This window comes from Chryseobacterium sp. II3a (assembly GCF_057815135.1).
Map to the genome: position 1 here is coordinate 62,432 of NZ_JBYPZJ010000014.1, position 25,546 is coordinate 87,977.

Here is a 25,546-nt window from a genome sequence, read left to right on the forward strand (position 1 = left end):
AGACAAAATACATATGTGCGGAATAGTAGGATATACAGGTTTTCAGGATGCTTATGAGATCGTAATTAACGGTCTTAGAAGACTGGAATACAGAGGGTACGATAGTGCCGGGATTGTTTTAGAAGGCTCAAACAATAAGCTTGAAGTAGAAAAAACAAAAGGTAAAGTAGAGGATTTGGTGAATATTTCGAAGCAACTAAAAGGAACAGCTAAAATTGGTATGGGACATACCCGTTGGGCTACCCATGGAGTTCCAAGCGATAGAAATTCCCATCCGCATTTGTCAAATAATGGAAAAATAGCATTGGTACATAATGGTATTATTGAGAATTATGATACCATTAAAACGATGCTTACTGAAAAAGGTTTTACTTTCAAATCAGAAACAGATACTGAAGTATTGGTAAACCTTATTCAATATTTTATGGATCTTAATCCGGAGATTGATTTTCCGGCTGCAGTGAGATATGCTTTAAATGAAGTATATGGAGCATACGCTATAACAGTACTTCATGAAGATTATCCTGGAGTATTGGTTGTAGGAAGATTAGGTTCTCCTTTAGCAATTGGACTTGGTGATAAAGAATACTTCATTGCTTCTGATGCTTCTCCTTTCGTAGAATTTACAAAAGAAGCTATTTATCTTGAAGAAGGACATATGGCTACCATTTCTTTGGAAAATGGGGTAGATATCAGAACAATCAATGAGAATTCTAAGATTGAGCCTGAAATTCAGGAACTTAAGTTGAGTTTAGAGCAGATTGAAAAAGGCGGCTATGAACATTTCATGCTTAAAGAAATCTTTGAACAGCCTAAGTCTATTCACGATACAATGAGAGGAAGACTTCTTGTAGATGAAGGAGTTATCAAAATGGCAGGGATTTGGGATCATGTAGAAAAGTTCAAAAATGCTAACAGAATTATTATCATTGCTTGTGGTACTTCATGGCATGCAGGTCTTATCGGAGAATATCTTATTGAAGAATATGCAAGAATTCCTGTAGAGGTAGAATATGCTTCAGAATTCAGATATAGAAATCCTATTATTACAGATAAAGATGTGGTGATTGCGATTTCTCAATCAGGAGAGACAGCAGATACAATGGCTGCCTTGAAACTGGCAAAAGAGAAAGGAGCATTTATATATGGTATCTGTAACGTAGTAGATTCATCTATTGCAAGAATTACAGATGCTGGTTCATATACTCATGCTGGTCCTGAAATTGGAGTAGCTTCTACAAAAGCATTTACAGCACAGCTTACTATCCTTATTTTAATTGCATTTAAATTAGGTAAGCATAACGGAAACTTAGGAAATGCTGAATTTATGAGCTTAATTGCAGAGCTTGATGCTATTCCTAAGAAGATTGAAGAAGTATTAAACGCTACTCATGAGCTGACTCAGAATATTGCAAAAGATTTTGTGAAAGCTACCAACTTCCTTTACCTGGGAAGAGGATACAATTATCCTGCTGCCTTAGAAGGAGCATTAAAACTAAAAGAAATTTCTTATATCCACGCTGAAGGATACCCTGCTGCAGAAATGAAGCACGGACCAATTGCTCTGATTGATGAAAATATGCCAATTGTTATTATAGCACCTAAAAAAGGACACTATGATAAAATTGTAAGCAATGTTCAGGAAATCAAAGCAAGAAAAGGGAAAATTATAGCTGTTGTTAACAAAGGTGACCGTCAGGTTAGCGAAATGGCAGACTATGTTATTGAAATTCCTGAAACCTCAGAATGTTTCTCTCCAATTGTGGCTTCAGTGCCTTTACAGCTGCTTGCTTATTACATTGCTGTATATAGAGGAGCCAACGTAGATCAGCCAAGAAACTTGGCAAAATCTGTAACTGTGGAATAAAAATTAGTTGTAAATAAAATAAATTTAGATTTCTTTCGTTATTTCAAAATAAATCTTAAAAGTTTCTTAAAAAAATTATATATTTACGGCTTAATTATAAAAATTAACATGAAAAGGATATTTCTTTTATTATTGTCTGCGTCGGTAGCATCGGTATCTTGTTCAGGTGGTGGCAGCTCTTCTGTAGGGAAGCCAGGAACAAAAGGAGAATTGATACCAAGAGAAAAAACGAAATCATTTGTTGCGGAACGACCATACGGAATGGTTGCAATTCCTGCAGGTTCATTTGTTGCTGGTTTAGCAGATCAGGATCCAACAAATACACCTGAAAAAGCATCATTGAAGACAGTTACTGTTTCTTCTTTCTTCATGGATGAAGCAGAAACTACCAATGCAGAATACAGAGTATTTATCAACTATGTAAGAGATTCTATTGCAAGAACTCTACTCGCTGAAGCTGCCGGAGAAGGTGGTGACGAAGGCGGTCGTAGAGGAGCTAGTATAGGAGATTATGCATACCTTGCTAAAAAAGAAGAAAATTTAACACCTTATCAAGAATATATGGAAGGCCAAGGTGGCCGTGAAGATGGGACTTATGATGCGAGTAAAAGATTAGACTGGAAAATTCCTTTACACTGGAGTACTTCAAAATACCCGGATGTAGACTATGCAGAAGTTTTGGAATCTATGTATCTACCTGCTTCTTCAAGAATTGGAAACGAAAGAATTTTAGATGTAAGTAAGTTGAAGTATACATACCGTTGGGGAGATATGGATGCAGCACTTGCAGATAACGAAAGAGGAGCCAATTATCTGAAAAGCCAAAGTATCGCGATTTATCCCGATACTACGGTTTGGGTAAAAGATTTCCACTTTGCTTACAATGAGCCATTATTTGAACAATATTTCTGGCACAAGGCTTACAAAAACTACCCTGTAGTAGGAGTTACCTGGGATCAGGCGAGAGCTTATTGTAACTTTAGATCTAAATTGAAAACTGACTATAACGAAAGTTTAAAAAGAAAAAAACAAAGACCATTGCAGTTCCGTCTTCCAACAGAAATCGAATGGGAATATGCTGCAAGAGGAGGCATGCAAAATGCCACTTACCCTTGGGGAGGTCCATATTTAATGGATGATAGAGGTTGCTATTTAGCCAACTTCAAACCTAAGAGAGGTAACTATATGGAAGACGAGAAAAAAGGTACTTATACATATACAGCTCCAGTTAAGAAATTTAAGAAAAATGGATTTGGGTTATTTGATATGGCTGGAAACGTTTCTGAATGGACAGAATCTGCATATAACAACTCTTCTTATGGATTCTCTTCTACATTAAATCCTTCTACTAAAGATAAAAAGGATACTAAGAAGTCTGTAAGAGGTGGATCTTGGAAAGATATAGGATATGCGCTAATGACCGGTGCAAGAGACTGGGAAAGAAAAGATTCAGCAAGAAGCTATATCGGATTTAGAACTGTACAGGACATTCCTGAAGCAGCTGTTAAGCCAAGAAGAGTTAACAGACAATAAACCAAAACAATTATTTTTCAATACAATTTTATTTAACATTAAAAAAACTAACTCAATATGTTTAAGACGAAAGATGCTTGGATGAATTTCTTCTATTCATTCGGTGCTGCCATTGTAATTCTTGGAGCTTGGCTTAAAATTACTCACATTACTCTGGGACCAATTAACGGTAATATAGCGCTTACTGTAGGGCTTATTACAGAAGCGATTATCTTTATTATCTTCGCTTTCGACCCTCCAAAAACTGAAGAGTCTTATGCTTGGGAAAATGTTTACCCTGAATTATTAGATAAACATGCAAACCCAAACCCGTTACACTCAAATGTAACTACTAGAAATACAGGTAACCAATTTGCTGAACTAGAAAATTCTCTTTCTACTAAATTGGATAAAATGCTTGAAGATGCTAGATTGGATGTTCAATTATTTGAAAGATTAAGAACTGGAATTGACAAGTTTTCAAGTTCTGTAGATCAAATTAACCAAACTGTTGACGTTTCTGCTTCTACTCATAAATACAACGATCAGTTGAACAAGGCTGCTCAGCATATGGAAAGTATGAATGCATTATACGCTATGCAGTTGGAAAGCGGTAAGAAACAAGCAGAATTTGCTACTAAATATGTTTCTGACATGCAGAAATCTGTTGAACATTCTGAGAAATTTAATCAAGAGCTACAAGGTTTAACCTCTAATCTTAATAACTTAAATAGAGTTTATGGTGGTATGCTAACTGCTATGAAGTCTTAATTCCTAACCATTTCTGAACTTAAACTATTTAATCAAAAAACAAAGAAAAGAGAATGGCACAAGGAAAACAGACCCCTCGTCAGAAGATGATCAACCTGATGTATCTGGTGTTCATCGCGATGATGGCCCTAAACATCGATGCAGAAATCATCAGATCATATTATGACTCCACCAGAGCATTAAATGAAACCAGAACTTTAACAGAAAGAAAGAACGAAAAGATTTTTGAAAAAACGCTGGAAGCTAAGGCTCAGCAGGTTCCGGATACTTACGCAAAACCTTGGGAAGATTATAAATTATTGAAAACCAAAATTGATGCGTTAGTAAAACATGCTCAGGATATCAAGGATTTATTGAAAAAACAATCAGAGTTTCATGATAAAGATCCTAAAACCGGAAAAGAAATTGACGTAAGTGAAAACTTTGCTGCGTTAAACAACAACGAAGCTACTACAGAATATTTCTTTAAAGAAGGAGATGAAAATTCACCATCAAAAAATGCATTAGATCTTAAAGCAAAAATTGATGATGTTAGAAATTATATTAATGCTACTTTTGGTAAGAATCCTCAACTTATTGATTTAGTTGAGAGAGCTAACAAATCTCTTATTGCGGAGTATCCTAAAGGAAAATCTCCAAATGAGAAAACTTGGTTCCAAAATAAATTTTATCATCAGCCATTAATTGCCGCTATATCTAATTTGGAAATTATCCAAAATGATGCCAGAAACGTACAATCTGATGCATTAGCATTAATGCTTCAGGAAAAAGTGGATGCTAGTATCAAGTTTACAAGCTATGAACCAATAGTTTCCGGACCTACAGATATCCAGGCTGGTAAGCAGGCTGAAGTAAAAGTAATGCTAGGTACTTATTCTAATAGTAATAAGATCAGTATTTCCGGAGTAAGCAAGCAGGAAAATGGTAAAGGTATCATTCCTATTTCTGGAGCAGGTATTGGAGAACATAAACTTGCTGGAACGATTACATTAACAGATGCTTCAGGTAAGCCTCAATCTTTCCCTTGGACGCATACTTATAATGTTATCGCAGGACCTAGAGAAGTAAAACTTGAAAAAGGATTATTACTTTCTGCTGATAAAATGAATGTAATGTATAGAGGATTAGAGAACCCTGTATCAGGATCTATCTTAGGTGCAGACAACTCTAAACTTTCATTATCAGCTCCGGGAGCTACAGTAAGAAATACAGGACCTGGTAAATGGATTGTAAAACCTTCAACCGGTACTACTGTAAAATTGACATTATCGGGAGTAGATCCTTATGGAAAAACAGTATCTCAGGTATTTGAATATAGAATCAAGAATGTTCCGCCACCTCAAGGTCAGATGAGAGGACAGAATGTATTGTCGATGCCGGCAACTTCTATTCCTAACCAATCTGTACAGGCTGCTATTCCTGACTTCGACTTCCCAGTTTCGTTCAATGTAACGCAATTCATGGTAAGAGTACCTGGTAGAGCTGCGCTATTGATCCACGGAAATACATTAAGTGAAGCTGCCGGATTAATTAAAAATCTGAGAACGGGAGATGTTGTATCTATCTTCGATATCAAAGCTACAGCTCAAGGATTAGAAGGACAACAGATTAAAAACATTACTCCTATAATTATTAATGTTCAATAGGACTAAAATTGTAATTTATTATGAAAAAATATATTAGCACCCTTTTAGTATTAGTCTCGGGATTTGCATTTTCCCAGACTATTCTGAACGCTTCTTCTCCAGAAGAGTTTAGACAGATGAGAGCGGAGAACAAACAAAAAGTTGGTGATACTATTATAGATAAAACAGTAAAGCCTCTTGAATATGGATTTGTGGAAGACAAAGACATCCTTAAGAGTATGTTTGTTTGGGAAATCATCGATATGAATGATAAGATCAATCAACCATTTTACTATGATAATCCGGATGGTCTTCTTTCTACTCCTACAAGATCTCTATACCAGTTATTGTTAGATGCAGCTTTAAGTGGTAAAATTGAGCAGGTGTATGATGATGAAAACTTTACTGTAAAGCTTTCTCCTGAGGGAATTCAGAAAAGATTGGAAAAAGTTACGATTAATGATGCTGCTATTGATATTCTAAACTCAGGAAGACAATTAACTGAACAAGAGAAAAAAGAATATACTGACGTATTTAAGACGACTACTGAGAAAGTAAAAGTACTTAAAATTATGGGTATGTGGTTCGTAGATAAGAGAGACGGACAAATGAAATACAGACCTCTAGGTATTGCAGCAATGGGACCAGATCCAGCAGTACAAGGAGTTATAGGACCAGACGGTAAGCCAATTGCAAGCAATGATGATCTTATCGACCTATTCTGGATTTTCTATCCGAATGCAAGAGATATTTTAGCAAACAATTATGTTTACAATAGAAAAAATTCTTCTGCAGATCTATCTTTTGATGATATCATCAATGCAAGAAGATTTTCTTCTGTAATCTATAAATCTTCAAGCGGTTTAGGAGATGGTACCATTAAAGATTATATCCCTAAAGATGCTGATGATCAGTTAGAAGAAAGCGACAGAATCAAGTCGCAGATTCTAGAAATGGAAAATGATATGTGGAATTACTAAATTTCACTTGATATTTATACAAAACCTGAGTATTTTTACTCAGGTTTTTTTATTATGAAATCGCCCTTTGTTTATTGCTGATCAATAATCAATGATATAGGCGGTTGCATATGACCTTTAAATAAATGAAATTTCTCATATGAAAAATGTAGATTATATTATTGTAGGAGATGGATATGCAGGGCTTTTTTTAGCCCATCAGCTGATTAAAAATAATAAATCCTTCGTGGTCTTTTCCGAGGGAAGAAAAAGTGCTTCACAGGTTTCTGCGGGCATTATCAATCCTGTGGTTCTTAAAAAGTTTACCACCTTCTGGAAAGCTCAGGAGCAAATAGACTTTCTGAAGAGCAGTCTGAAAGAAATAGAATCATATACAGGAGAAAATTATTTAATCGATGCATCTATTCATAGAATCTTTCATGATGAAAATGAACATAAGCTTTGGCTCAAAAAATCAGGAAACGAAGAATTGTCTAACTTTTTGGATGAAAAATTCGAGTCTTTAAATGTAGTAAAAAATGATTTTCTCGCTGGAAAGGTGAATCAGTCTGCCAGGTTGAATGTTAATGGATTTTTCACGGGTTTATTTAATTATTTAGAAAAAAAAGAATTTCTTATCAGTGAAAAGTTCGAATATGCCAAATTGAATCCATCAGAATCAACATATAAAGATTTAAATTTTAAAAATATTATTTTTTGTGAAGGAATAGGAGTGAAAGATAATCCCTATTTTTCAGAAATTATGGTGAACCCGAATAAAGGGCATCACATAAAAGTTGAGCTCTCTCAGCCTATTCCGGAAAATATAACCATTAAAAAGAAGCATTTCCTTTTCCCAACGGGAAATGGGCTTTATTTCTATGGTGGAACTTATGACCGGGAGCAGCTTCACCATCATATTGATGAATCAGCCGTTAATCAGTTAGTGAATGGATTATCAGAATTCTACCCTTATGATTTTGAAGTGAAGGAAGTCAATTTTGGTTTCAGACCTACGGTAAAGGATAGGAGACCCATTATTGGAAGACATGAAATCTATAGCAATTTGTATGTTTTCAATGGATTGGGTGCAAGGGGGATTTTGAATGGATGTTACTTCTCAAGAGATCTGTTCCTCTTTATGGAAGAAGGAGTTCCATTGCATGAAGAAGTATCATTAAATAGATTTAAATAGCTTTTTTTAGCAATAACCTAAAGGCAAAATATATGAATGAAAACTTATTAGGAATCATAGCAGGAGTACTCACCTCCATATCTATGATTCCTCAACTTATCAAAGTGATACAGGAGAAAAATGTAGAAGACATTTCCCTGCTTATGCTTTTGGTACTTATTTCAGGGTTATCTTTATGGGTTTGGTATGGTTTTGTAAAAAATGAACTTCCAATCATTTTATCAAACTCATTTGCTGTTTTGGTTAATATAAGCCTTTTAGTCTGTTATATAATATATAATAAAAAGTAAAAAAGACGTCCCCATACAAGGACGTCTTTTTATATTAAATCTAATTATTTTTTTTCTTATTCTAGAACGAATTTCGCTAATGGAGCCATTCTAGCCTTATTTAAAGTTAATGTATTCCCATTAACAGAATAGTTGTCAGCAGCAAGGATCGCTTTTGTAAACTGATTTTCGATATCAAGATCTTCACAAGCCATCATGGTAGACATTCCTTGGTTGAATTTGATTCTCATCACATCCTGCTTGATTTCAAAAGTACCGCCTAATCCATTACATCCAGCATGACCTTCATATCTCATTCCTTTCATATCAAGTTTGAAATAAGGATTGTTTTTGGGGTTCTTTAATGCAATCGGCTGACCGTTAAGCTCAGTTAATTTCCATTTTTTTCCGGTAATATCTGTAGTAGGTTTCTGTGCCGTCTGTGTTTGGCAAGAAACAAGAAATACAGCTAGGAAAAGAGCGGATAAATAGTAATACAAGCTTTTCATAAATTTTAATTTTAAATTTTCTGTTTGTACATAAGCTAATACGATGCCATTTTTGCAGGACCTGCTTCTTTTTTTGCCTGTTTAAGATGAAATAACACCATATCTACATTCTTCTTTAAAAAAGTGATATTACCCTTAATTTCAGAGTATTGGTACTCTTCATTAGAGGCTGTATAGTCTGGCAAAGCTTCACTTTTTTTAAGGTCATAAGTTTTACCGTTTAAATGTACCGTAGCTATGTTTTTAGTTCGGTTTATGGTGACTTCTATTTTTTCTCCATAACTATCAACATAGACATTTTTTGAAATATCATCTGTATTTTCAGGGGTTGCAACGGTAACAGTTTCAGCTTCTTTTCCGGGATGTTTACACGCTGTTGAGGAAAGAACTGCCAGTCCCAAAAGAACTGTTGATAATAAATTTTTCATAGTGATAAGTGATTTTAAAGTGTTTCATGAATTATGGTGTTAATACTATATAAAATTACAAATATTTTTAATAAATATGTGTTAATTTTTCATAAACTAACATTTTGTTTTTACTGATCGGAGGTTGCCCGCTCTTTTTTTTAACATTATTCAGTGAAACAGAAACTGATTATTTATAGTAAGAAATTTGCGATTGAGGGAGTTGGTGTTGTCTTATTAACCGATTTGTTTTCAGTTGGATAGAAGGAGTATTTTTCGTTGTTCATTTGTTGTTTAAATTTTTTGCAAAAATAATTCAAAAATGAGAGAATAACAATATGCTTATATTAATAATTTGAAATCATGATAAAGTTTAGTTTTTATGGTTGATATTTTCCATGAATCATAAATTTTCTTAAAATAAAATGTCGAAAAACGAGACATCACCAAATTGAAAAACAAAGAATCATGAGGTGTTATTATACTGACAAGAGATAGTAATGATTGGTAAGTTTTTGTTTTTCAGAGTGTCTAGTGTTCGATAGGGTTTTGAATTCAGGTTATTTAAAGAAGCGTTAAATTTTGTTAATCTACTATGAAGATATTATAATCTAAATGTACATTTGCCACTTCAAAATGAGAAACTTTATAGTATTTTTTTTAACGGGTCTTTTTCTGCTGTTTGTAGTAGAAAGCAAACTCAATGTTAAAACACTTCGAAACGACTATTCCGGTCAGGTTTCTCATCAGCACCTTCCTAAAAGAGCCAATAAACTGAATCAGACTTATGAAAAGCTTTCTATTCAGCAGATGACCTCGGATACGATAGATGATAATTCAACTTTAGAGCTTGCGGAAAATGATTTTCAACTGTCTGATGTATTTCAGGCGATTATTGTTTTTGCTGCAGTTTTTAGTCTGGTCTATATTTTTGGATTAAAAAGCAAAAAGCAGTTTAAGCCGGATATTCATGGCTATATTCTTGGTCTTGCCACCAAAAAGTTTATTCTGATCCGTTCCATTAGAATTTAAAATTTCATTTTTTCCAGTGAATTTCTACCTGATTGTAAGGTGGGAATGCTTTGCGTTGTGTATGCAGGTAATCATCACTTCGTATAATTCTCTATTACCATTCTATTTCTATTCAAAACATTAACGATTTATAAAACTCTAGAATTATGATAAAAAGAGTTGCCTCAGGTATTGCGCTTAGCGTCCTTTTACTGGCTGTAAGCTGCAATAAGAAAAAAGAGGAGAAAGAAGAAGCAACCACTTATCCGGTAACCTCTCCGGTAGTGATGGATACTGTAATTAACAAGGAATATGTGGCTCAGATTCAGTCGGTCAAAAACATTGAAGTTCGCGCACAGGAAAAAGGATTCCTTGAGAGAATTTTTGTCGATGAAGGTCAGTATGTACAGGCAGGTCAAACCCTGTTCCGTATTATGCCTAAGCTGTATCAGGCAGAATTATTAAAGGCAAAAGCAGAAGTAGAACAAGCTTCTATTGAATTGAAAAATGCCAGTACATTAGCCGGAAATAATATCGTATCTAAAAACGAAAAAGCAATGGCTAAAGCAAAGCTGGATGCAGCCAATGCTGAAATGAAGCTGGCACAGATTCACTTGTCTTTTACAGACATTAAAGCTCCGTTTTCAGGAATTATCAATAGAATTCCTTTGAAGCTTGGAAGCCTTGTAGATGAAGGTGATTTGTTGACTTCATTGTCAGATAATACAAGTATTTACACGTATTTTAATGTTTCCGAACCGGAGTATCTGAGCTATCAGACTCATGCTGCTGATAGAGGAAGCAATCAGGTGTCTCTGATTACTGCAAACGGGGAAATGTACTCGCAAAAAGGAGAAATTCAGACTATTGAAGGAGAATTCGATAATGAAACCGGAAATATTGCTTTCCGTGCTAAATTTTCCAATCCAGACAAACTTTTGAGAAATGGTGAAACAGGAAAAGTACAGATGACGATGCCGGTTCACAATGCCCTTATTATTCCTCAGAAAGCAACGTATGAAATTCAGGATCAGAAATATGTATTCGTTATTGATAAAAATGGTACAGCAAAATCCAGAAATATTAAAATCGCTTATGAACTGCCGGATCTATATGTGGTAAGTTCCGGGATTTCTAAAGGAGATCAGATTCTTTTGGAAGGTGTCCAGAAAGTGAAAGATGATCAAAAAGTAAAAACAAAATTCCAGGATCCTAAAAAGGTTCTTCAATCATTGAAATTAAAAGCAGAGTAGTGGTCTCTAAAATGAAGAAGTATGTTTAAGAAATTCATCCGCAGACCCGTTCTGTCTATTGTAATCTCATTGATTATTGTATTTATGGGAGTTCTGTCATTGGTAAAGCTGCCGGTGACCCAGTTTCCATCTATTTCTCCGCCTAAAGTAAATATTACCGCAGAATATCCCGGAGCCAACAACGAACTATTGATTAAATCCGTTGTGATCCCACTGGAAAGAGGGTTAAACGGTGTTCCGGGTATGAAATATATGACCTCAGATGCCGGAAACGACGGAGAGGCTTCCATCCAGGTCGTATTTGATCTTGGGACAGATCCTAACGTTGCAGCAGTAAACGTTCAAAACCGTGTATCTTCTGTAGTTAATAAATTACCTCCTCTGGTAGTTCGTGAAGGGGTAAAAATTACCCGTGAAGAACCCAATATGCTAATGTACATCAACTTGTACAGTGATGATCCGAAAGCGGATCAGAAATTCCTGTTCAACTATGCAGATATCAATGTAATGTCTGAATTGAGAAGGGTAAGCGGGGTAGGTTTTGCTGATATTCTGGGAACCCGTGAATATGCTATGCGTATCTGGCTTAAACCGGATAGGTTAACTGCTTATAACATTTCAGCTGATGAAGTGATGGAATCCCTGAATGAGCAGAGTTTAGAAGCATCTCCGGGAAAGACAGGGGAAAGTTCAGGAAAACGATCTCAGTCATTTGAATATGTATTGAAGTATCCAGGTCGTTTTAATAACGAAAAGGATTATGGAAATATCATTTTAAGAGCAAAGCCGGATGGTGAATCAATCAGGCTAAAAGATGTTGCAGATATTGAATTCGGAAGTTCAATGTATGATATTTATTCTACGTTGAACGGGAAACCTTCTGCAGCGATCACTGTAAAACAATCTTACGGTTCCAATGCCAGTGACGTTATCAAAAATGTTAAGGCGTTAATGGCTGATCTTGAAAAAAATACTTTCCCTAAAGGAATGCATTATGATATCAGTTATGATGTTTCCAGATTCCTGGATGCTTCTATGGAAAAAGTAGTTCATACTTTATTTGAAGCTTTTATATTGGTGGCCATTGTGGTATTCCTTTTCCTTGGAGACTGGCGTTCAACTTTAATTCCGGCATTAGCCGTACCGGTTTCGTTAGTGGGAACTTTTGCGGTGATGTCTGCATTTGGTATTACTTTGAATATGATCTCACTGTTTGCCCTTGTAATGGCAATCGGTGTCGTTGTTGATGATGCTATCGTAGTTATTGAAGCGGTCCATGCGAAGATGGAAGAGAAGAATCTCTCTCCTTTAAAAGCAACAGAAGAAGCGATGCATGAGATCAGCGGGGCTATTATCGCCATCACTCTGGTAATGGCATCTGTATTCATTCCGATTGCTTTTATGTCCGGGCCGGTTGGGGTATTTTACCGTCAGTTCTCGATTACGATGGCGTCGTCCATTATCTTATCGGGAGTTGTGGCTTTGACTTTGACCCCTGCATTATGTGCTTTAATCTTAAAAAATAATCACGGAAAAGCTAAGAAGAAAACTCCGATTACTATTTTCCTTGATAAATTCAATAACCTGTTTACAAAAGGAGCTGGGAAATATGAAGGATTGCTGAAGAAAACGGTTACTAAAAAGGGAATTACTTTACCGTTATTATTAGCATTTTGTGCCTGTACATTCTTTTTGAGCAACTCTCTTCCTTCAGGATTTATTCCTGCTGAAGATCAGGGGATGATTTATGCGATCATTCAGACTCCTCCGGGATCTACTTTAGAAAGAACCAACCAGATTGCCAGAGAACTCTTGAGAGAATCTGAAGATGTTGATGGTGTAAAATCTGTTTCTTCACTGGCAGGTTATGAGATCTTGACAGAAGGAACCGGGTCCAACTCAGGAACTTGTCTTATTAACCTTAAAAGCTGGGATGAACGTAAGGAGTCTGCTGCTGAAATTATAGAAAAGCTGGAAGAAAAAGCCAAGAACATTCCGGGTGCTAATATTGAGTTTTTCCAGCCGCCATCCATTCCAGGATATGGAGCTGCCGGAGGTTTCGAACTTCGTCTGCTGGATAAGGCCGGAAGTGGTGATTATCATAAAATGGAGCAGGTGAGTAATGATTTTGTGAAGGAACTGAAAAAACGTCCTGAACTGGGATCTGCATTTACCTTCTATTCCGCGAGTTTCCCTCAATATATGCTTCGTGTGGATAATGATCTTGCAGAACAAAAGGGAGTTACGATTGCAAAAGCAATGGATAACCTATCTACGCTGATCGGTTCCAACTATGAAACCAGTTTTATCCGTTTTGACAGGCCTTATAAGGTGATTGTTCAGGCAGGACCTCAATATCGTGCATTACCGACAGATCTTTTAAAATTGTATGTGAAAAATGATAAGGATCAAATGGTACCCTATTCAGACTTTATGCATCTTGAAAAAGTATATGGACTGTCTGAGATTACGAGACATAATATGTATAATTCTGCAGAGGTGAGTGGAACTCCGGCACCAGGATATAGTAGTGGACAAGCAATTAAAGCGATTCAGGAGGTTGCGGATAAGACTCTTCCTAGAGGTTTTGGAATCGACTGGGCGGGGATTTCCAAAGATGAAGTGAGCCGTGGAAACGAAGCGATATTTATCTTCCTTGTGTGTCTTGGATTTGTATACCTGATCCTTGCTGCCCAGTATGAAAGTTTTATTCTTCCATTACCAGTTATTCTGTCTCTTCCGACAGGTATTTTTGGGGCATTTTTATGTTTGAAATTATTAGGATTGGAAAACAATATCTATGCTCAGGTAGCTATGGTCATGTTGATTGGACTTTTAGGTAAGAATGCTGTATTGATTGTTGAATTTGCAGTGCAGAAAAAAGCGGAAGAAGGAATTCCGGTGGCAAAAGCTGCCATTGAAGGAGCTGCTATTCGTTTCCGTCCGATCCTGATGACCTCGTTTGCCTTTATTGCCGGATTGATTCCGCTGGTAGTGGCAACAGGACCAGGAGCTATTGGTAACCGTACTATTGGAACGGCTGCTGCGGGAGGAATGCTAATAGGAACTATTTTCGGATTGATGATTATTCCAGGATTGTATTACATTTTCGGAACGATTGCTGAAAAATCAAGATTGGCAAGATATGAAGAAGAAAATCCTTTAACAGAACAAACTGAACCTTATGAACACGATGGAAAATTCGAAGACTAAAAATATAATCACAGCCATTGCTTTATCACTTGTTTTAGCAAGTTGTAAGGCGCCAATGGCGACTGTCATAAAAGACGAGGTAAAAACAAATATTCCTCAAAACTTTAATCAGGAAGAGCCACAGGATGCGAATAACAACAGTGGAACGACTCCCTGGAGACAGTTTTTTACTGATCCGAATCTGGTAAGCCTTATTGAAACGGCTTTAAAAAATAACCAGGAGCTTATGATTACGCTTCAGGAAATTGAAATTGCCAAAAGTGGCGTTTTAGCTAAAAAAGGAAAATTAACACCCACTGTTTCTGCTGGAATAGGAGCCGGATTGAAAAAAGCAGGGCGTTATACGAGTGAAGGAGCAGGAGATGCTACCACACAAATAGAACCGGGCAGAGAAATGCCGGATCCTCTTGGGAATTTTGAAGGTGGCTTAATGGCTAATTGGGAGATTGATATCTGGAAGAAGTTAAGAACAGAGAAAGAGTCTGCAGTGGCGCATTATCTTTCCACCGTGGAAGGGAAGAACTTTGTTCTGTCTAATCTTATTGAGGAAGTTGCGGATAATTATTATGAATTATTGGCTCTTGATAATCAGTTGGATATTATTCAACAGTATATCAAACTTCAGCAAAGAGCATTGGAAATTTCTAAGATTCAGAAGGAAGCTGCTGCCGCAACGGAATTGGCAGTGAAGAAATTTGAAGCAGAATTGGCAAAATCCAAAGCTGCAGAATACACCATTCGCCAGCAGATTACGGAAAAGGAGAATGAGATCAATGCTTTGTTGGGAAGATATCCACAACCAATTGTGAGAACGAAGGAAAACTTTATGTCAACCATTCCGCCCACGGTGTATACGGGAATTCCGTCACAATTGCTGGCTAATCGTCCTGATATCAAGCAGGCAGAGCTGGAATTGAAGGCTTCAAAGCTAGATGTTGAAGCGGCAAGAAAAGAATTCTATCCTTCATTGGAAATTTCTGCAACTTTAGGATTGGAAGCATTCAAACCTTCTTATTTGGTGAAAATGCCAGAGTCTATTGCTTATAATCTTGTGGGTGAATTGGCTGGGCCGTTAATCAATAAAAGTGCGATCAAGGCGAACTTCCAGACTGCGGATGCTAAACAGATCCAGGCATTATATGAATATGATAAAACTATTTTAAATGCTTATCTGGATGTGGCCAATCTGATGTCGAAGATTAAAAATATAGACCAGTATTATCAATTGAAATCTCAGGAAACAAAAGCTCTGGATCAATCTATTGACATCGCAAACCAGTTGTTCCGAAACTCAAGAGCAGATTATCTTGAAGTTCTTTTGAATCAAAGAGATGCTCTGGATGCCAAGATGGAGCTTATAGAGGCGAAACAAAAACAGCTGAGTACAGTTGTAGACATCTATAAGAGTCTTGGTGGCGGCTGGAAATAAAGAAACATCATAATTCAATGAATAAACAGTTAATGTTTTGAGGGTTGGCTCTTCGGAGCTGGCCCTTTTTTGTTTTATTGCGTCAAGTTCTGTCGCTATGCCGTAGTAGCTTTGTATGATCCATGAAGGATGGCGCAAATGCAATGAAGGGTCTTTATTAATGGAAATATTTCATGTTAAATCACATAAATATGACTTGTGTAATGTGAAAAATGTTAAATTTGCAAAAATTTGAAAAGACTAATACTCAACTCAAAACAACACGGGAATGAAAAAACTTTATTTTAGTGCATGTACGCTATGCACCATTCTGGGACTGTCTGCCCAGGAAGTTCTCTGGCAAAAAGATATCCAATCCTCTACCCAGGATTTTCTAAGCCAGGTGACTACTACGATCGATCAGCAGTATCTTATCACGGGAAGCTCTATTCAGTCAGGAAACGGGAAGCTGGAGGCTGGAAGTAAGCAGAACAACGGTTATGATTTCCATTTGGTGAAACTTAACCAACAGGGAGAACAGGCCTGGGAAAAGTATTTCTCAGGAAATAATCATGATTATCTTTCTGCCACGGTATCTACCCAGGATGGCGGGTTTCTTGTAGCCGGAACCTCTTATTCAGGAAAAGGCCTGGATAAAAAAGATGACTCCAAAGGCGGATCTGATATCTGGCTGATCCGAATCAATGAATTTGGAGATGAATTGTGGCAGAAAACCTTGGGAACCACTTCAGATGAAGAAGCCAAAGCAGTCATTCAAACTACAGATCTAGGATTTTTTGTTGCCGGAAATGTACAAAACGCCTCCAAAGGCTATGGTTCCAAAGATGTCTGGATCACAAGACTCGACAAAGACGGAAAAGAACTCTCTCAATTAATTTTAGGCGGAAAAGGTTTGGATGAAGTAGAAAAAATGATTCCTACAAGAGATGGCGGAGTATTATTAGGAATCTATTCCCGAAGTTCCGAGGTTAAAGATTCCGGGGTAAGAAATCCTGAAAGAAAATTATTGGATGAAAGATCCGTAAGTTCTTCAGCCATTAGCCAACTGCCAAAAGCCAGCAGCAACTTCGGTGAAGGAGATTATTGGATTGTCAAGTTGGATAAAAACGGAAAAGTAGAATGGGAAAAGAACTTTGGCGGGAAAGGAGATGATCATATCAGAACCCTGGCTCTAACGTCGAACGGCTATATCATTGGCGGTGAATCCCGCTCAGAAAGATCCGGAAACAAGACCGTTGGCATTGAAGAAGGAACCGATCTTTGGTTAATTTCTCTTAATGAGAGAGGCGAAGAACAATGGCAAAAGTCCTACAATTTCAAGAACAGGGATATTTTGATGGGAATGAGTGTAATTACAAAGAGCCAAGAATCAGGAGCCAGGAATCAAGATGTTACCACAGGAATATTGTTGGGAGGGTATACCCAGGCCGAAGGAAGAATAGAAAAAGAAGATGAAACGTTTTGGATGCTTTACCTGGACAGCAGCGGAAATGAACAGTGGAGAAAACATGTTTCAGGAGAATCCAGACAGAAAGAAGAAAGACTTTCAGACTTAAAACTGAACCGCGATGGCTCAATCATCCTTGCCGGAACCAGTGCTAAGGAACTAGGGAAAGAAAACTGGAAGATTGTAAAACTGGGTGATAAACAGGTGAATGATTTGATTGAAAAGTATGATATCAAGATTTACCCTAATCCGGTATCCGATTATGCGTATGTTGAAATTGGCTTTGATTTCAAGGAAGCAGATATTATGCTGTACGATATGAGCGGAAGACAGCTTCAGAATTTCAAAACCAAGAATAGAGTGACTAAGATCAATACCCAGGCTTTGGTGCAGGGAGCTTATTTAGTGACCATAAAAACGGATAATAAAACAGCGAATGCAAAGCTGATTAAGAAATAAAAAACATTAATCATGAAAAAATATATGGTAACACTGGCATTACTGGCTGCCAGTATGCATTACTCACAGACCGGAATAGGGAATGATGGGGGTAACAGGCCTATTGCCTCTCCCGCCATGGCATCTATGGCCAAATATTCAGATATGCCGGTTTCTTTAGCTAGCGGTCTTCCGGAAATTGGTCTTCCTCTTTTGAATGTTCCTTTGGTGGATAAAGGGATTCAATATCCATTAAGTTTAAGTTATCATTCGGAAAACCAAACAGTAAGTGATGTAGCGGCAGGATGGTCTTTTTTTGGAACAGGAGTGATTTATAAAAAAATTATTGATAAGCTGGATGAATGTTTTGATAGACCAGATCTGGAAGGTCATGTTAATAATGAGTTTGATGATCTGTATTATTACAATTTTCCGGGAGGTTCCGGGAAATTCAGGATAAAAAGAGATGTAGTCAACAACACTTTCTCTCTCATTAATCTTACTCCGGACCATTTAAAAATAGAATATACGAGGGATAATACCAATCTTTCCACATTCAAAGCAGATGGCTTTACCATTACTGCAGACAATGGCTATAAATATTTTTTTAATGAGTTTGACTATACCCAATACAGATGTGGAACTTATATTAATGATCCAACATCTACCTATAAACCTGCCTATTTTCTGACCAGAATTATGAGCCCTTTGGGAAGGGAAGCAGCTGCTATGACATATGATAGTAAATCTGATGAATATAATAACTACAAATCCAGTAAGTTAAAAACAATCAGGACTCTTAATGGAGTTGTTGAACTAAATTATGCATATGATGAAGCCCTGAAGACAACTGTTAATGATCCTTATAGCTTACAGGGAATAACGGTGAAAAATCTTGCCGGTGAAACCGTTTATTCTTATGAATTCAATTACAGTATCGCTAGCCAGCCTGATAAAGTGGCTGACAGAAAGAGAATGCTGAATTATGTAAGGAAAAATGATAAAAACGGACAGAAAATTGAACAGACCTCCTTTATTTATTCCTCAGGAGGAAACTTAAGTAAAATTATTTCTCCTACGGGGGGGACTACAGAGTATACCTATGAAAGTAATGAAAAGTTTTTTGATTTTAATGATTCTGCTTATTTGGAGAGCTTGGACAGATATGGATTTGAACCAAACCTTCAATATGAATATGCCAAATTTGGTACTGTATTTAATACAGAGCAGAACCTAACTTATGATTTTACCATTTCAGGAGATGCAGCAAAAGACAGAAAGTATAAGTTATACCTACGAGTAGAAGATTACATACATCCTCCACATGAAGATGGCCCCGGCATTCCCGGCGATCCTAATTTTCCTTCTATTCCCATTCCTGTAAAGAATGACATTACATTTAAATTAAAACGTAATAATGTAGTAATAAAAACAATAAAAATCACTAATAAAAGTGTACTTGGACAAGAGTATGAATTTACCAATTATCCTGGAAATTATACAATGGAAATTATACCTACAGGAGGAGCAAAAGGATCAGGAAGTTTTGCAATAAGAGACAGAGCTTTTAAGCCTGGGCCTTATAGAAATGCGATCTCTGCTACTGGAAACAGAATCAAAAATATCAAATTCTATAAAAACAGTGCAGATACTACTCCTGAACGTACCATTAACTATGAGTATGAATCCTTCGATCTTCCCAACAGTACCAGTGGATATGAGTTTTATAATGAGGGTGATAAATATAGTACTACTTCATCTTATATCATTTACAACAATGTAAAAGTATTTGAAACAGGAAAAGGATATGTTAAAAACAGGTTTTTAACGGCAAATAACTATCCTAAATATCAGAATGGAGGGACACAGTATGATCCTACTTACTTTTGGCCTTATTACAGGATCACCAAACAAGGACTGCCTTTCAAAAAGGAGGTTTATAATGAACAGAATACCCTTTTAGCCTCCGAAGAAATTACCTATGATCTGGATTATTATTCAAACGATGAATATGCATTAAATGCGAGCGGTGGAAAAATATTTTCTAAGCCTGCTTATGTTAAGAAAACAATGAATAAGAGTACCGTCTATTATCCTGGTGGTAAAAAGATGGAAACCTCTTCCGAAACCCAATTTGAAGGAATCAGTTTCAAGCCCGTGTATTCCAAATCGGAAGCAGATGGGGATGTGATGGAAAAATTCATGACTTATCCTGTAAATCTTCCGGAATACAGCCACCTGGAAGCTGCCTATATGGTAGACAGTCCGGTTATAGTGGAAGAAAAGAAAAACGGAAAGGCTGTTGCCAAAGCCATTACAAAATTTGCAGCGCCCTCTTTACTGCCTACCTCAGTGGTTTCTGTTAATAGTTTGGGGGAGAGCCGGGAAGATATGAAAATGGAAATTTACAATAACCTGGGTAACCTTGTGCAATATAGAGGAATCACGGGGCTTCCTGTTACCTTGATCTATGGGTATAACAAATCCCTGGTTATTGCCAAAATAGAGGGCGCTACCCTGGAAGAAGTATCTCCATACACTGCTGATATCATTAGGACTTCCAATGCAGACCATGCTACTACTAATTCAGAACCTCTCCTGGTTCAGGCATTGGAAGCTTTCAGGAAAAATCCTGCTGTAGCCAAATATCCTGTTACGACCTATACCTATGATCCGCCTATCGGTCTTACCAGTATGACTTCTCCATCAGGAATGAAAGAAGTATATGAGTACGACAGTGCCGGAAGACTTAAAACCACGAAAAAGATAGATCTGGATGCAGGTGGAGTCGAAGTACCTAAAAAAGTAAGTGAATATCAGTATAACTATAAACAATAAACACAACCATGAAAAAGATTCTCAACACATTCGGAGTATTGTTTGTATCACTGTTTTCCGCACAGACAGGGCTTACCAATACCGAAAACTATATTTATAACAGCACCTGTCTGAATGACGACTGTACCAAAAAATCAGAAAGCATCCAGTATTTTAACAGCTGGGGAAAAGTGGTGCAGGGCATTGCCATCAAAGGCTCACCCTCCGGCAAAGACATTGTCTCTCATGTAGAATATGATAGCTTTGGAAGACAGGTGAAAAGCTACCTTCCCATTCCCCAGCAGGGGACCCAGGAAGGAGCGATCTATACCTCACCGCTTTCTAATGCCTCTGCCGTATATGGTGCAGAGAAAATCTATTCGGAAAGTATCCTGGAAAACTCACCGATTAACAAAGTGTTACAGCAGATCCAGATAGGAAATGAGTGGAGCAGCAAGCCCATCAATTTAGGCTATGATGCCAATACCACCGCAGATGGCGTGAAGAAATTTACCATAACCACCTGGAAAGAAGGTGCTGGAGAAGCTGTTTTGGGAGTAGATGGGGTATATGCAGATGCGAAGCTGCATAAGAGTTCCGTAACTGATGAAGATGGTAATACAACCATTCAGTTTAAAAATAATAAAGGACAGCTTATTTTGGTCAGAAAAGTAATCAATGCTTCAGAAAATGCTGATACCTATTATGTGTATAATGAATATAATCAATTAGCATTTGTGTTACCTCCATTGGCCAGTGTCAGAGGAGATATTACCACCAATACCATCAAGCAGGATGAACTTTGCTATCAGTATCATTATGATAGCTGGAACAGGCTGGTAGAGAAAAAAGTTCCCGGAACAGGCTGGGAATATATGGTGTATGATAAGTCAGGCAGGGTGATTTTGACCCAGGATGCCAATTTAAGGTCGCAGGATAAATGGCTGTTTACAAAGTACGATCAGTTTTCAAGACCTATTTACACTGGGATCCTGAATAGCCCACCTGGAAGGATTCAGCAAGCAGCGGTAATAGAGGCACATGGAACAAATTATGAAATAAGAAGTACTTCAAGTTGGAATAATTCAGGAATAGATGTTTTTTACACTAACAACAGCGCCTATCCTACTGCTAACTTTAAGCTGCTAAGTGTCAATTATTATGACACCTATCCCGCAGGATCTCCAGCAGTACCTTCACAGATCATTAATCAGAAGGTGTTGAACCAGCCTGGCCAGGGAACCAGTCTGAGAACCACCCAAAGCCTTCCGGTAGCTTCCTTTGTTAAAAATATAGAAGATGATAACTGGACAAAAAGCTATACCTGGTATGATACCAATGGGAGACTTATCGGCTCACAATCCATCAATCATTTGGGCGGTTATACCCGTACTGAAACCGAGTTGGATTTTGCAGGAACTGCCAAACAGACCAAAGTGTATCACAAAAGGCTGACTACCGATACTGAAAAAGTAATTACCCAGACCTTTACCTACGATAATCAGTACAGGCTGCTGGTGCATAAGCATAGAATTGATAACAATCCGGAGGAAATCCTGGCTCAGAATGAATATAACGAGCTCTCGCAGGTAAAAACCAAGAAAGTAGGGGGAACAGATATTGCTCAGCCGCTTCAGGTGATGGATTATACCTATAATATCAGAGGCTGGCTCACTAAGATCAATGACCCTGCTAATCTTAACGGGAAATTGTTCGGGTATGAAATCAGATATAACAATCCGGTATACTCCAATATTGCAGGGGGAAAATACAATGGGACCATCACAGAAGTAGACTGGAAAAACGCTTCTGAGGATGTACTGAAAAGATACACCTATTCCTATGATGGGCTAAGCCGTTTGAAAGATGCGGTGTATACAGAACCTAACACGACCACTCCGTTTAATAATTATTATAATGAACACCTGACGTATGACCTGAACGGGAATATTGCTACCTTGAAAAGGAATGCTTTTCCAGTCATGGGAAATACAGCTACCCAGATAGATGATTTAGTATACGAATACTCCGGAAACCGTTTAAACAGGGTAATAGAAAATGCGTTGAATGAAACCGGATATGAAGGCGGTAACAACCTTGTCACTTACGATCAGAACGGGAATATGAAAGATATGCTGGATAAAGGAATACAATCCATTGGGTATAACTTCCTGGATCTGCCTAACCAGCTTTCTGTAACGGAAAATTCTCTTGGGGTAATGGCTAATGCCAATATCAATACCCTGTATCGGGCCGATGGAACCAAACTGAGAAAAACAAAGCATTCTAAACGGGAAGGAAAAGGGGCCTTAGATATGACCAGCATAACGGATTATCTGGATGGTTTTCAATACCAGTACCAAGAAGGGGGAAGCTGTATCACCTGCAGGCTGGGAGTAGCCTATGAAGCCCAGGCGTATAAGGGAATTAACGGCCCTATTGGAGAGATTCCTGAATGGAAGCTTGATTTTGTGGTTACCGCAGAAGGCTTCTACAGTTTCGCTGAAAACCGCTATATTTACCAATACAAAGACCATCTTGGAAATACCAGGGTAAGCTTTACCAAAAACAGCGCAGGCGTTCTTGAAGTTACCGATACCAACAATTATTATCCTTTTGGGCTAAACCATATTGGAAACTCTTTCCTATCTAGTTTAGGAAGCTATAATGCCTACAAGTATAATGGCAAAGAGGTACAGGAAACTGGGATGTATGATTATGGCGCAAGAATGTATATGCCTGATCTGGGAAGATGGGGTGTTGTAGATGCTTATGCAGAGGCAATGAGGAGACATTCTCCTTATAACTATGCGTTTAATAATCCTGTCAACTATATAGATCCAGATGGGAATACTCCAAGGAAAACGTATGGAGAACATTCAGCTTTTAATGGAGATTACGATCCTAATAGCTCTTTATCCGGCTATAATGGAATGGGGGGAGCCCATGGGATGTATTTTGCGAATAATGATGGAGGTGGTTTTGGATCGGAGCAAAAAGGAGATGGTACAGAAGGAGCATTATCTTTCAATACTCCTGAAGGAATTAGCTTTGCTTTCAGCTATTTTGGAGGTGGCGGAAGTGTAGGGAATTTGTTTTCTATGGTAGAGCAGTTGAAAAAAGCTGGATGGGATGATCCAATTAATACTAAGGCGAAATATAATGATAAAGATGCCCTACTTAAAAAAGTTCCAGCATTAGCTGAGATATTTGCAATAACAGGAGCTGGTTTTAAGGAGGATTCTACGATTAATTCTCCTGGGGTTACAAGAGGAAAAGAGGTTCTAATAAATATGAATAACATTTCAAATATACTTAGTTATGCTTTTACACTGGGGCATGAAATGTATGGTCATGTTTTTGCAAACTTATTTTTTAGAGATACTTTTAATCGTGTAACTCGTACTCCAGAGAAAAGTACTAGGGCATTTGATTTTTTTCAAGAGACTATGGGGTTGGATTGGGAACTTAGGATGGGAAGTACAAAGTGGTGTGGCTTTTCAGGTCTTGAAGCAGCTTCGTTTTATTATAACGTGAAAAATTTAGGATCAGGATATGATCAATCAATTATTGATAAAGTAAGTATTTACTATAATCGATTAAAGTTCGAGTGGAATAATATTTATAATCAAAAATTAATACAACTCAAGAAATAATGAAAACTACATTTTTTATAATATTTTCCTTTTGTGGGAATTATCTTTTTTCGCAGATAAAACTAGAACTCAAGCTAGATTTCGATGATAAGATTGCAGATATTACTATAGTTAATAATTCTTCTGAAAACTACGCTTTTCCATTGGATAAAAGCTTTTTACGGCCATATGAACCTGAATGTTTTAATTATCAGGAATATGAAGGAGATTTCCCTTTTTTAGCATTAATGTTAATGATAGAAAAGCAAAATAATAACGAATTATTAACATATTATGTAGAGGACTACGTAGATCCTGTTAAGTTTGATTCAATAACTAGAGAATATCAAAAGGAGAAAAAAAAATATGATAATTTAATTGAGAATTGGAGAATTATAAACAAGATTAAGAAAATGAAAGATGCTAAAATAAATTATAGTATTATGAATAGTTTTGTTTATTTAAAACCAAATGAAAAAATAAATTATAAAGTCAGAATAAATATTAATAATATAACCAATCAAAAGTTTAAGTTTTACTCATACTCTTATGATTCTTTTCAAACATATAAGTATTATTTAGAATATTGTGATGTATCAAAGGCGTATGAGTATTTAACAAAAAAACAAAAGAAAGAAATAAAAGAAAAAGGCTATACATTATTCTCTAATAAAATAATTTCTAATTTTTATATAGATAAGAGGTAAAAAGATTTAATGGATTATTCAAATCCAAACTGCGCATTCTATGATAAAAAGCAAGTAAAAAGTATTTAAATTTAAGATGCAAATTTATAAGTATTAACAAATGGAGTATTACGTGCTATTACAGCAAATGCTACTGATTATTTTGCATTTCATGTTATTTATTACTAAGAGGGAATGTTTTCCCCTAGCTGCCGCACGAATCCTTTCGTGTGGCATTTTTATTAACAATTATCTATATTTATGAGTACAAAGACCACCTTGGAAATACCAGGGTAAGCTTTACCAAAAACAGCGCAGGCGTTATTAAGTTACAGATAACAACCACTATTATCCTTTTGGGTTAAACCATATTGGAAGCTTTTTTTGAACATACCTGATCTGGGAAGATGGGGAGTTGTAGCTGCTCTTGCAGAGGTAATGAGAAGACATTCTCCTTATAACTATTCATTTAATAATCCTGTCAACTATATAGATCCGGATGG

The 25,546-nt window shown here is 36.9% G+C and carries 17 protein-coding genes; 15 read left to right on the forward strand and 2 right to left on the reverse strand.

What is annotated here, in order from left to right:
• The first annotated feature begins 13 nt into the window (after positions 1-13).
• The 7 genes from glmS to AC3HD6_RS22610 all read left to right on the forward strand — a co-directional run bounded on the left by glmS (position 14) and on the right by AC3HD6_RS22610 (position 8,219).
• Positions 14-1,867 carry a glutamine--fructose-6-phosphate transaminase (isomerizing) gene (glmS, locus tag AC3HD6_RS22580; RefSeq protein ID WP_488898373.1) on the forward strand — a complete coding sequence of 618 codons (1,854 nt, stop codon included), beginning with the start codon at positions 14-16 and terminating at the stop codon, positions 1,865-1,867.
• 108 nt (positions 1,868-1,975) lie between these two features.
• A complete protein-coding gene (gene porK / locus AC3HD6_RS22585) occupies positions 1,976-3,400 on the forward strand; it encodes a T9SS ring complex lipoprotein PorK/GldK (RefSeq protein WP_488898374.1) in 1,425 nt (474 codons plus the stop codon).
• A 57-nt stretch (positions 3,401-3,457) separates the two neighbouring features.
• Positions 3,458-4,150 (forward strand): type IX secretion system motor protein PorL/GldL, encoded by a 693-nt coding sequence (gene porL, locus AC3HD6_RS22590; protein ID WP_065396532.1) that lies wholly within the window; start codon positions 3,458-3,460, stop codon positions 4,148-4,150.
• 53 nt (positions 4,151-4,203) lie between these two features.
• Complete coding sequence (gene porM / locus AC3HD6_RS22595; RefSeq protein ID WP_488898375.1) at positions 4,204-5,796, forward strand: type IX secretion system motor protein PorM/GldM; 1,593 nt, start codon at positions 4,204-4,206, stop codon at positions 5,794-5,796.
• A gap of 20 nt (positions 5,797-5,816) precedes the next feature.
• Positions 5,817-6,755, forward strand: a complete 939-nt coding sequence (porN, locus tag AC3HD6_RS22600; protein WP_068939738.1) for a type IX secretion system ring subunit PorN/GldN — start codon at positions 5,817-5,819, stop codon at positions 6,753-6,755.
• Between the two features lie 139 nt (positions 6,756-6,894).
• Entirely contained in the window at positions 6,895-7,929 is a 1,035-nt protein-coding gene (locus tag AC3HD6_RS22605) for an NAD(P)/FAD-dependent oxidoreductase (protein ID WP_488898376.1), read from the forward strand.
• 32 nt (positions 7,930-7,961) lie between these two features.
• Positions 7,962-8,219 (forward strand): SemiSWEET transporter, encoded by a 258-nt coding sequence (locus AC3HD6_RS22610; RefSeq protein ID WP_488898377.1) that lies wholly within the window; start codon positions 7,962-7,964, stop codon positions 8,217-8,219.
• Positions 8,220-8,275: 56 nt separating this feature from the next.
• Here AC3HD6_RS22610 and AC3HD6_RS22615 read toward each other — a convergent pair whose 3' ends face one another.
• On the reverse strand, positions 8,276-8,707 hold the full coding sequence (locus tag AC3HD6_RS22615; RefSeq protein ID WP_488898378.1) for an META domain-containing protein: 432 nt from the start codon (positions 8,705-8,707) through the stop codon (positions 8,276-8,278).
• A gap of 35 nt (positions 8,708-8,742) precedes the next feature.
• Positions 8,743-9,135, reverse strand: coding sequence for a hypothetical protein (locus AC3HD6_RS22620; protein WP_488898379.1), 393 nt, complete (start codon positions 9,133-9,135; stop codon positions 8,743-8,745).
• A gap of 615 nt (positions 9,136-9,750) precedes the next feature.
• Between AC3HD6_RS22620 and AC3HD6_RS22625 the strand changes: the two genes are divergently transcribed.
• From AC3HD6_RS22625 to AC3HD6_RS22660, 8 genes are all read left to right on the forward strand, one after another.
• Entirely contained in the window at positions 9,751-10,146 is a 396-nt protein-coding gene (locus tag AC3HD6_RS22625) for a hypothetical protein (RefSeq protein ID WP_488898380.1), read from the forward strand.
• A 149-nt stretch (positions 10,147-10,295) separates the two neighbouring features.
• Entirely contained in the window at positions 10,296-11,378 is a 1,083-nt protein-coding gene (locus tag AC3HD6_RS22630) for an efflux RND transporter periplasmic adaptor subunit (protein ID WP_488898386.1), read from the forward strand.
• Between the two features lie 21 nt (positions 11,379-11,399).
• Positions 11,400-14,591 (forward strand): efflux RND transporter permease subunit, encoded by a 3,192-nt coding sequence (locus tag AC3HD6_RS22635; protein WP_488898381.1) that lies wholly within the window; start codon positions 11,400-11,402, stop codon positions 14,589-14,591.
• Positions 14,563-16,020 (forward strand): TolC family protein, encoded by a 1,458-nt coding sequence (locus tag AC3HD6_RS22640; RefSeq protein WP_488898382.1) that lies wholly within the window; start codon positions 14,563-14,565, stop codon positions 16,018-16,020. The genes AC3HD6_RS22635 and AC3HD6_RS22640 overlap by 29 nt, the downstream gene beginning before the upstream one ends.
• A gap of 268 nt (positions 16,021-16,288) precedes the next feature.
• Positions 16,289-17,926 carry a T9SS type A sorting domain-containing protein gene (locus AC3HD6_RS22645; protein ID WP_488898383.1) on the forward strand — a complete coding sequence of 546 codons (1,638 nt, stop codon included), beginning with the start codon at positions 16,289-16,291 and terminating at the stop codon, positions 17,924-17,926.
• Between the two features lie 12 nt (positions 17,927-17,938).
• Positions 17,939-20,743: a hypothetical protein gene (locus AC3HD6_RS22650; protein WP_488898384.1), complete on the forward strand. Its 2,805-nt coding sequence runs from the start codon at positions 17,939-17,941 to the stop codon at positions 20,741-20,743.
• 8 nt (positions 20,744-20,751) lie between these two features.
• Positions 20,752-24,378, forward strand: coding sequence for a DUF6443 domain-containing protein (locus AC3HD6_RS22655; protein WP_488898385.1), 3,627 nt, complete (start codon positions 20,752-20,754; stop codon positions 24,376-24,378).
• A complete protein-coding gene (locus tag AC3HD6_RS22660) occupies positions 24,378-25,064 on the forward strand; it encodes a hypothetical protein (RefSeq protein ID WP_488897835.1) in 687 nt (228 codons plus the stop codon). Before AC3HD6_RS22655 ends, AC3HD6_RS22660 begins: the two co-directional genes overlap by 1 nt.
• Positions 25,065-25,546 lie beyond the last annotated feature (482 nt).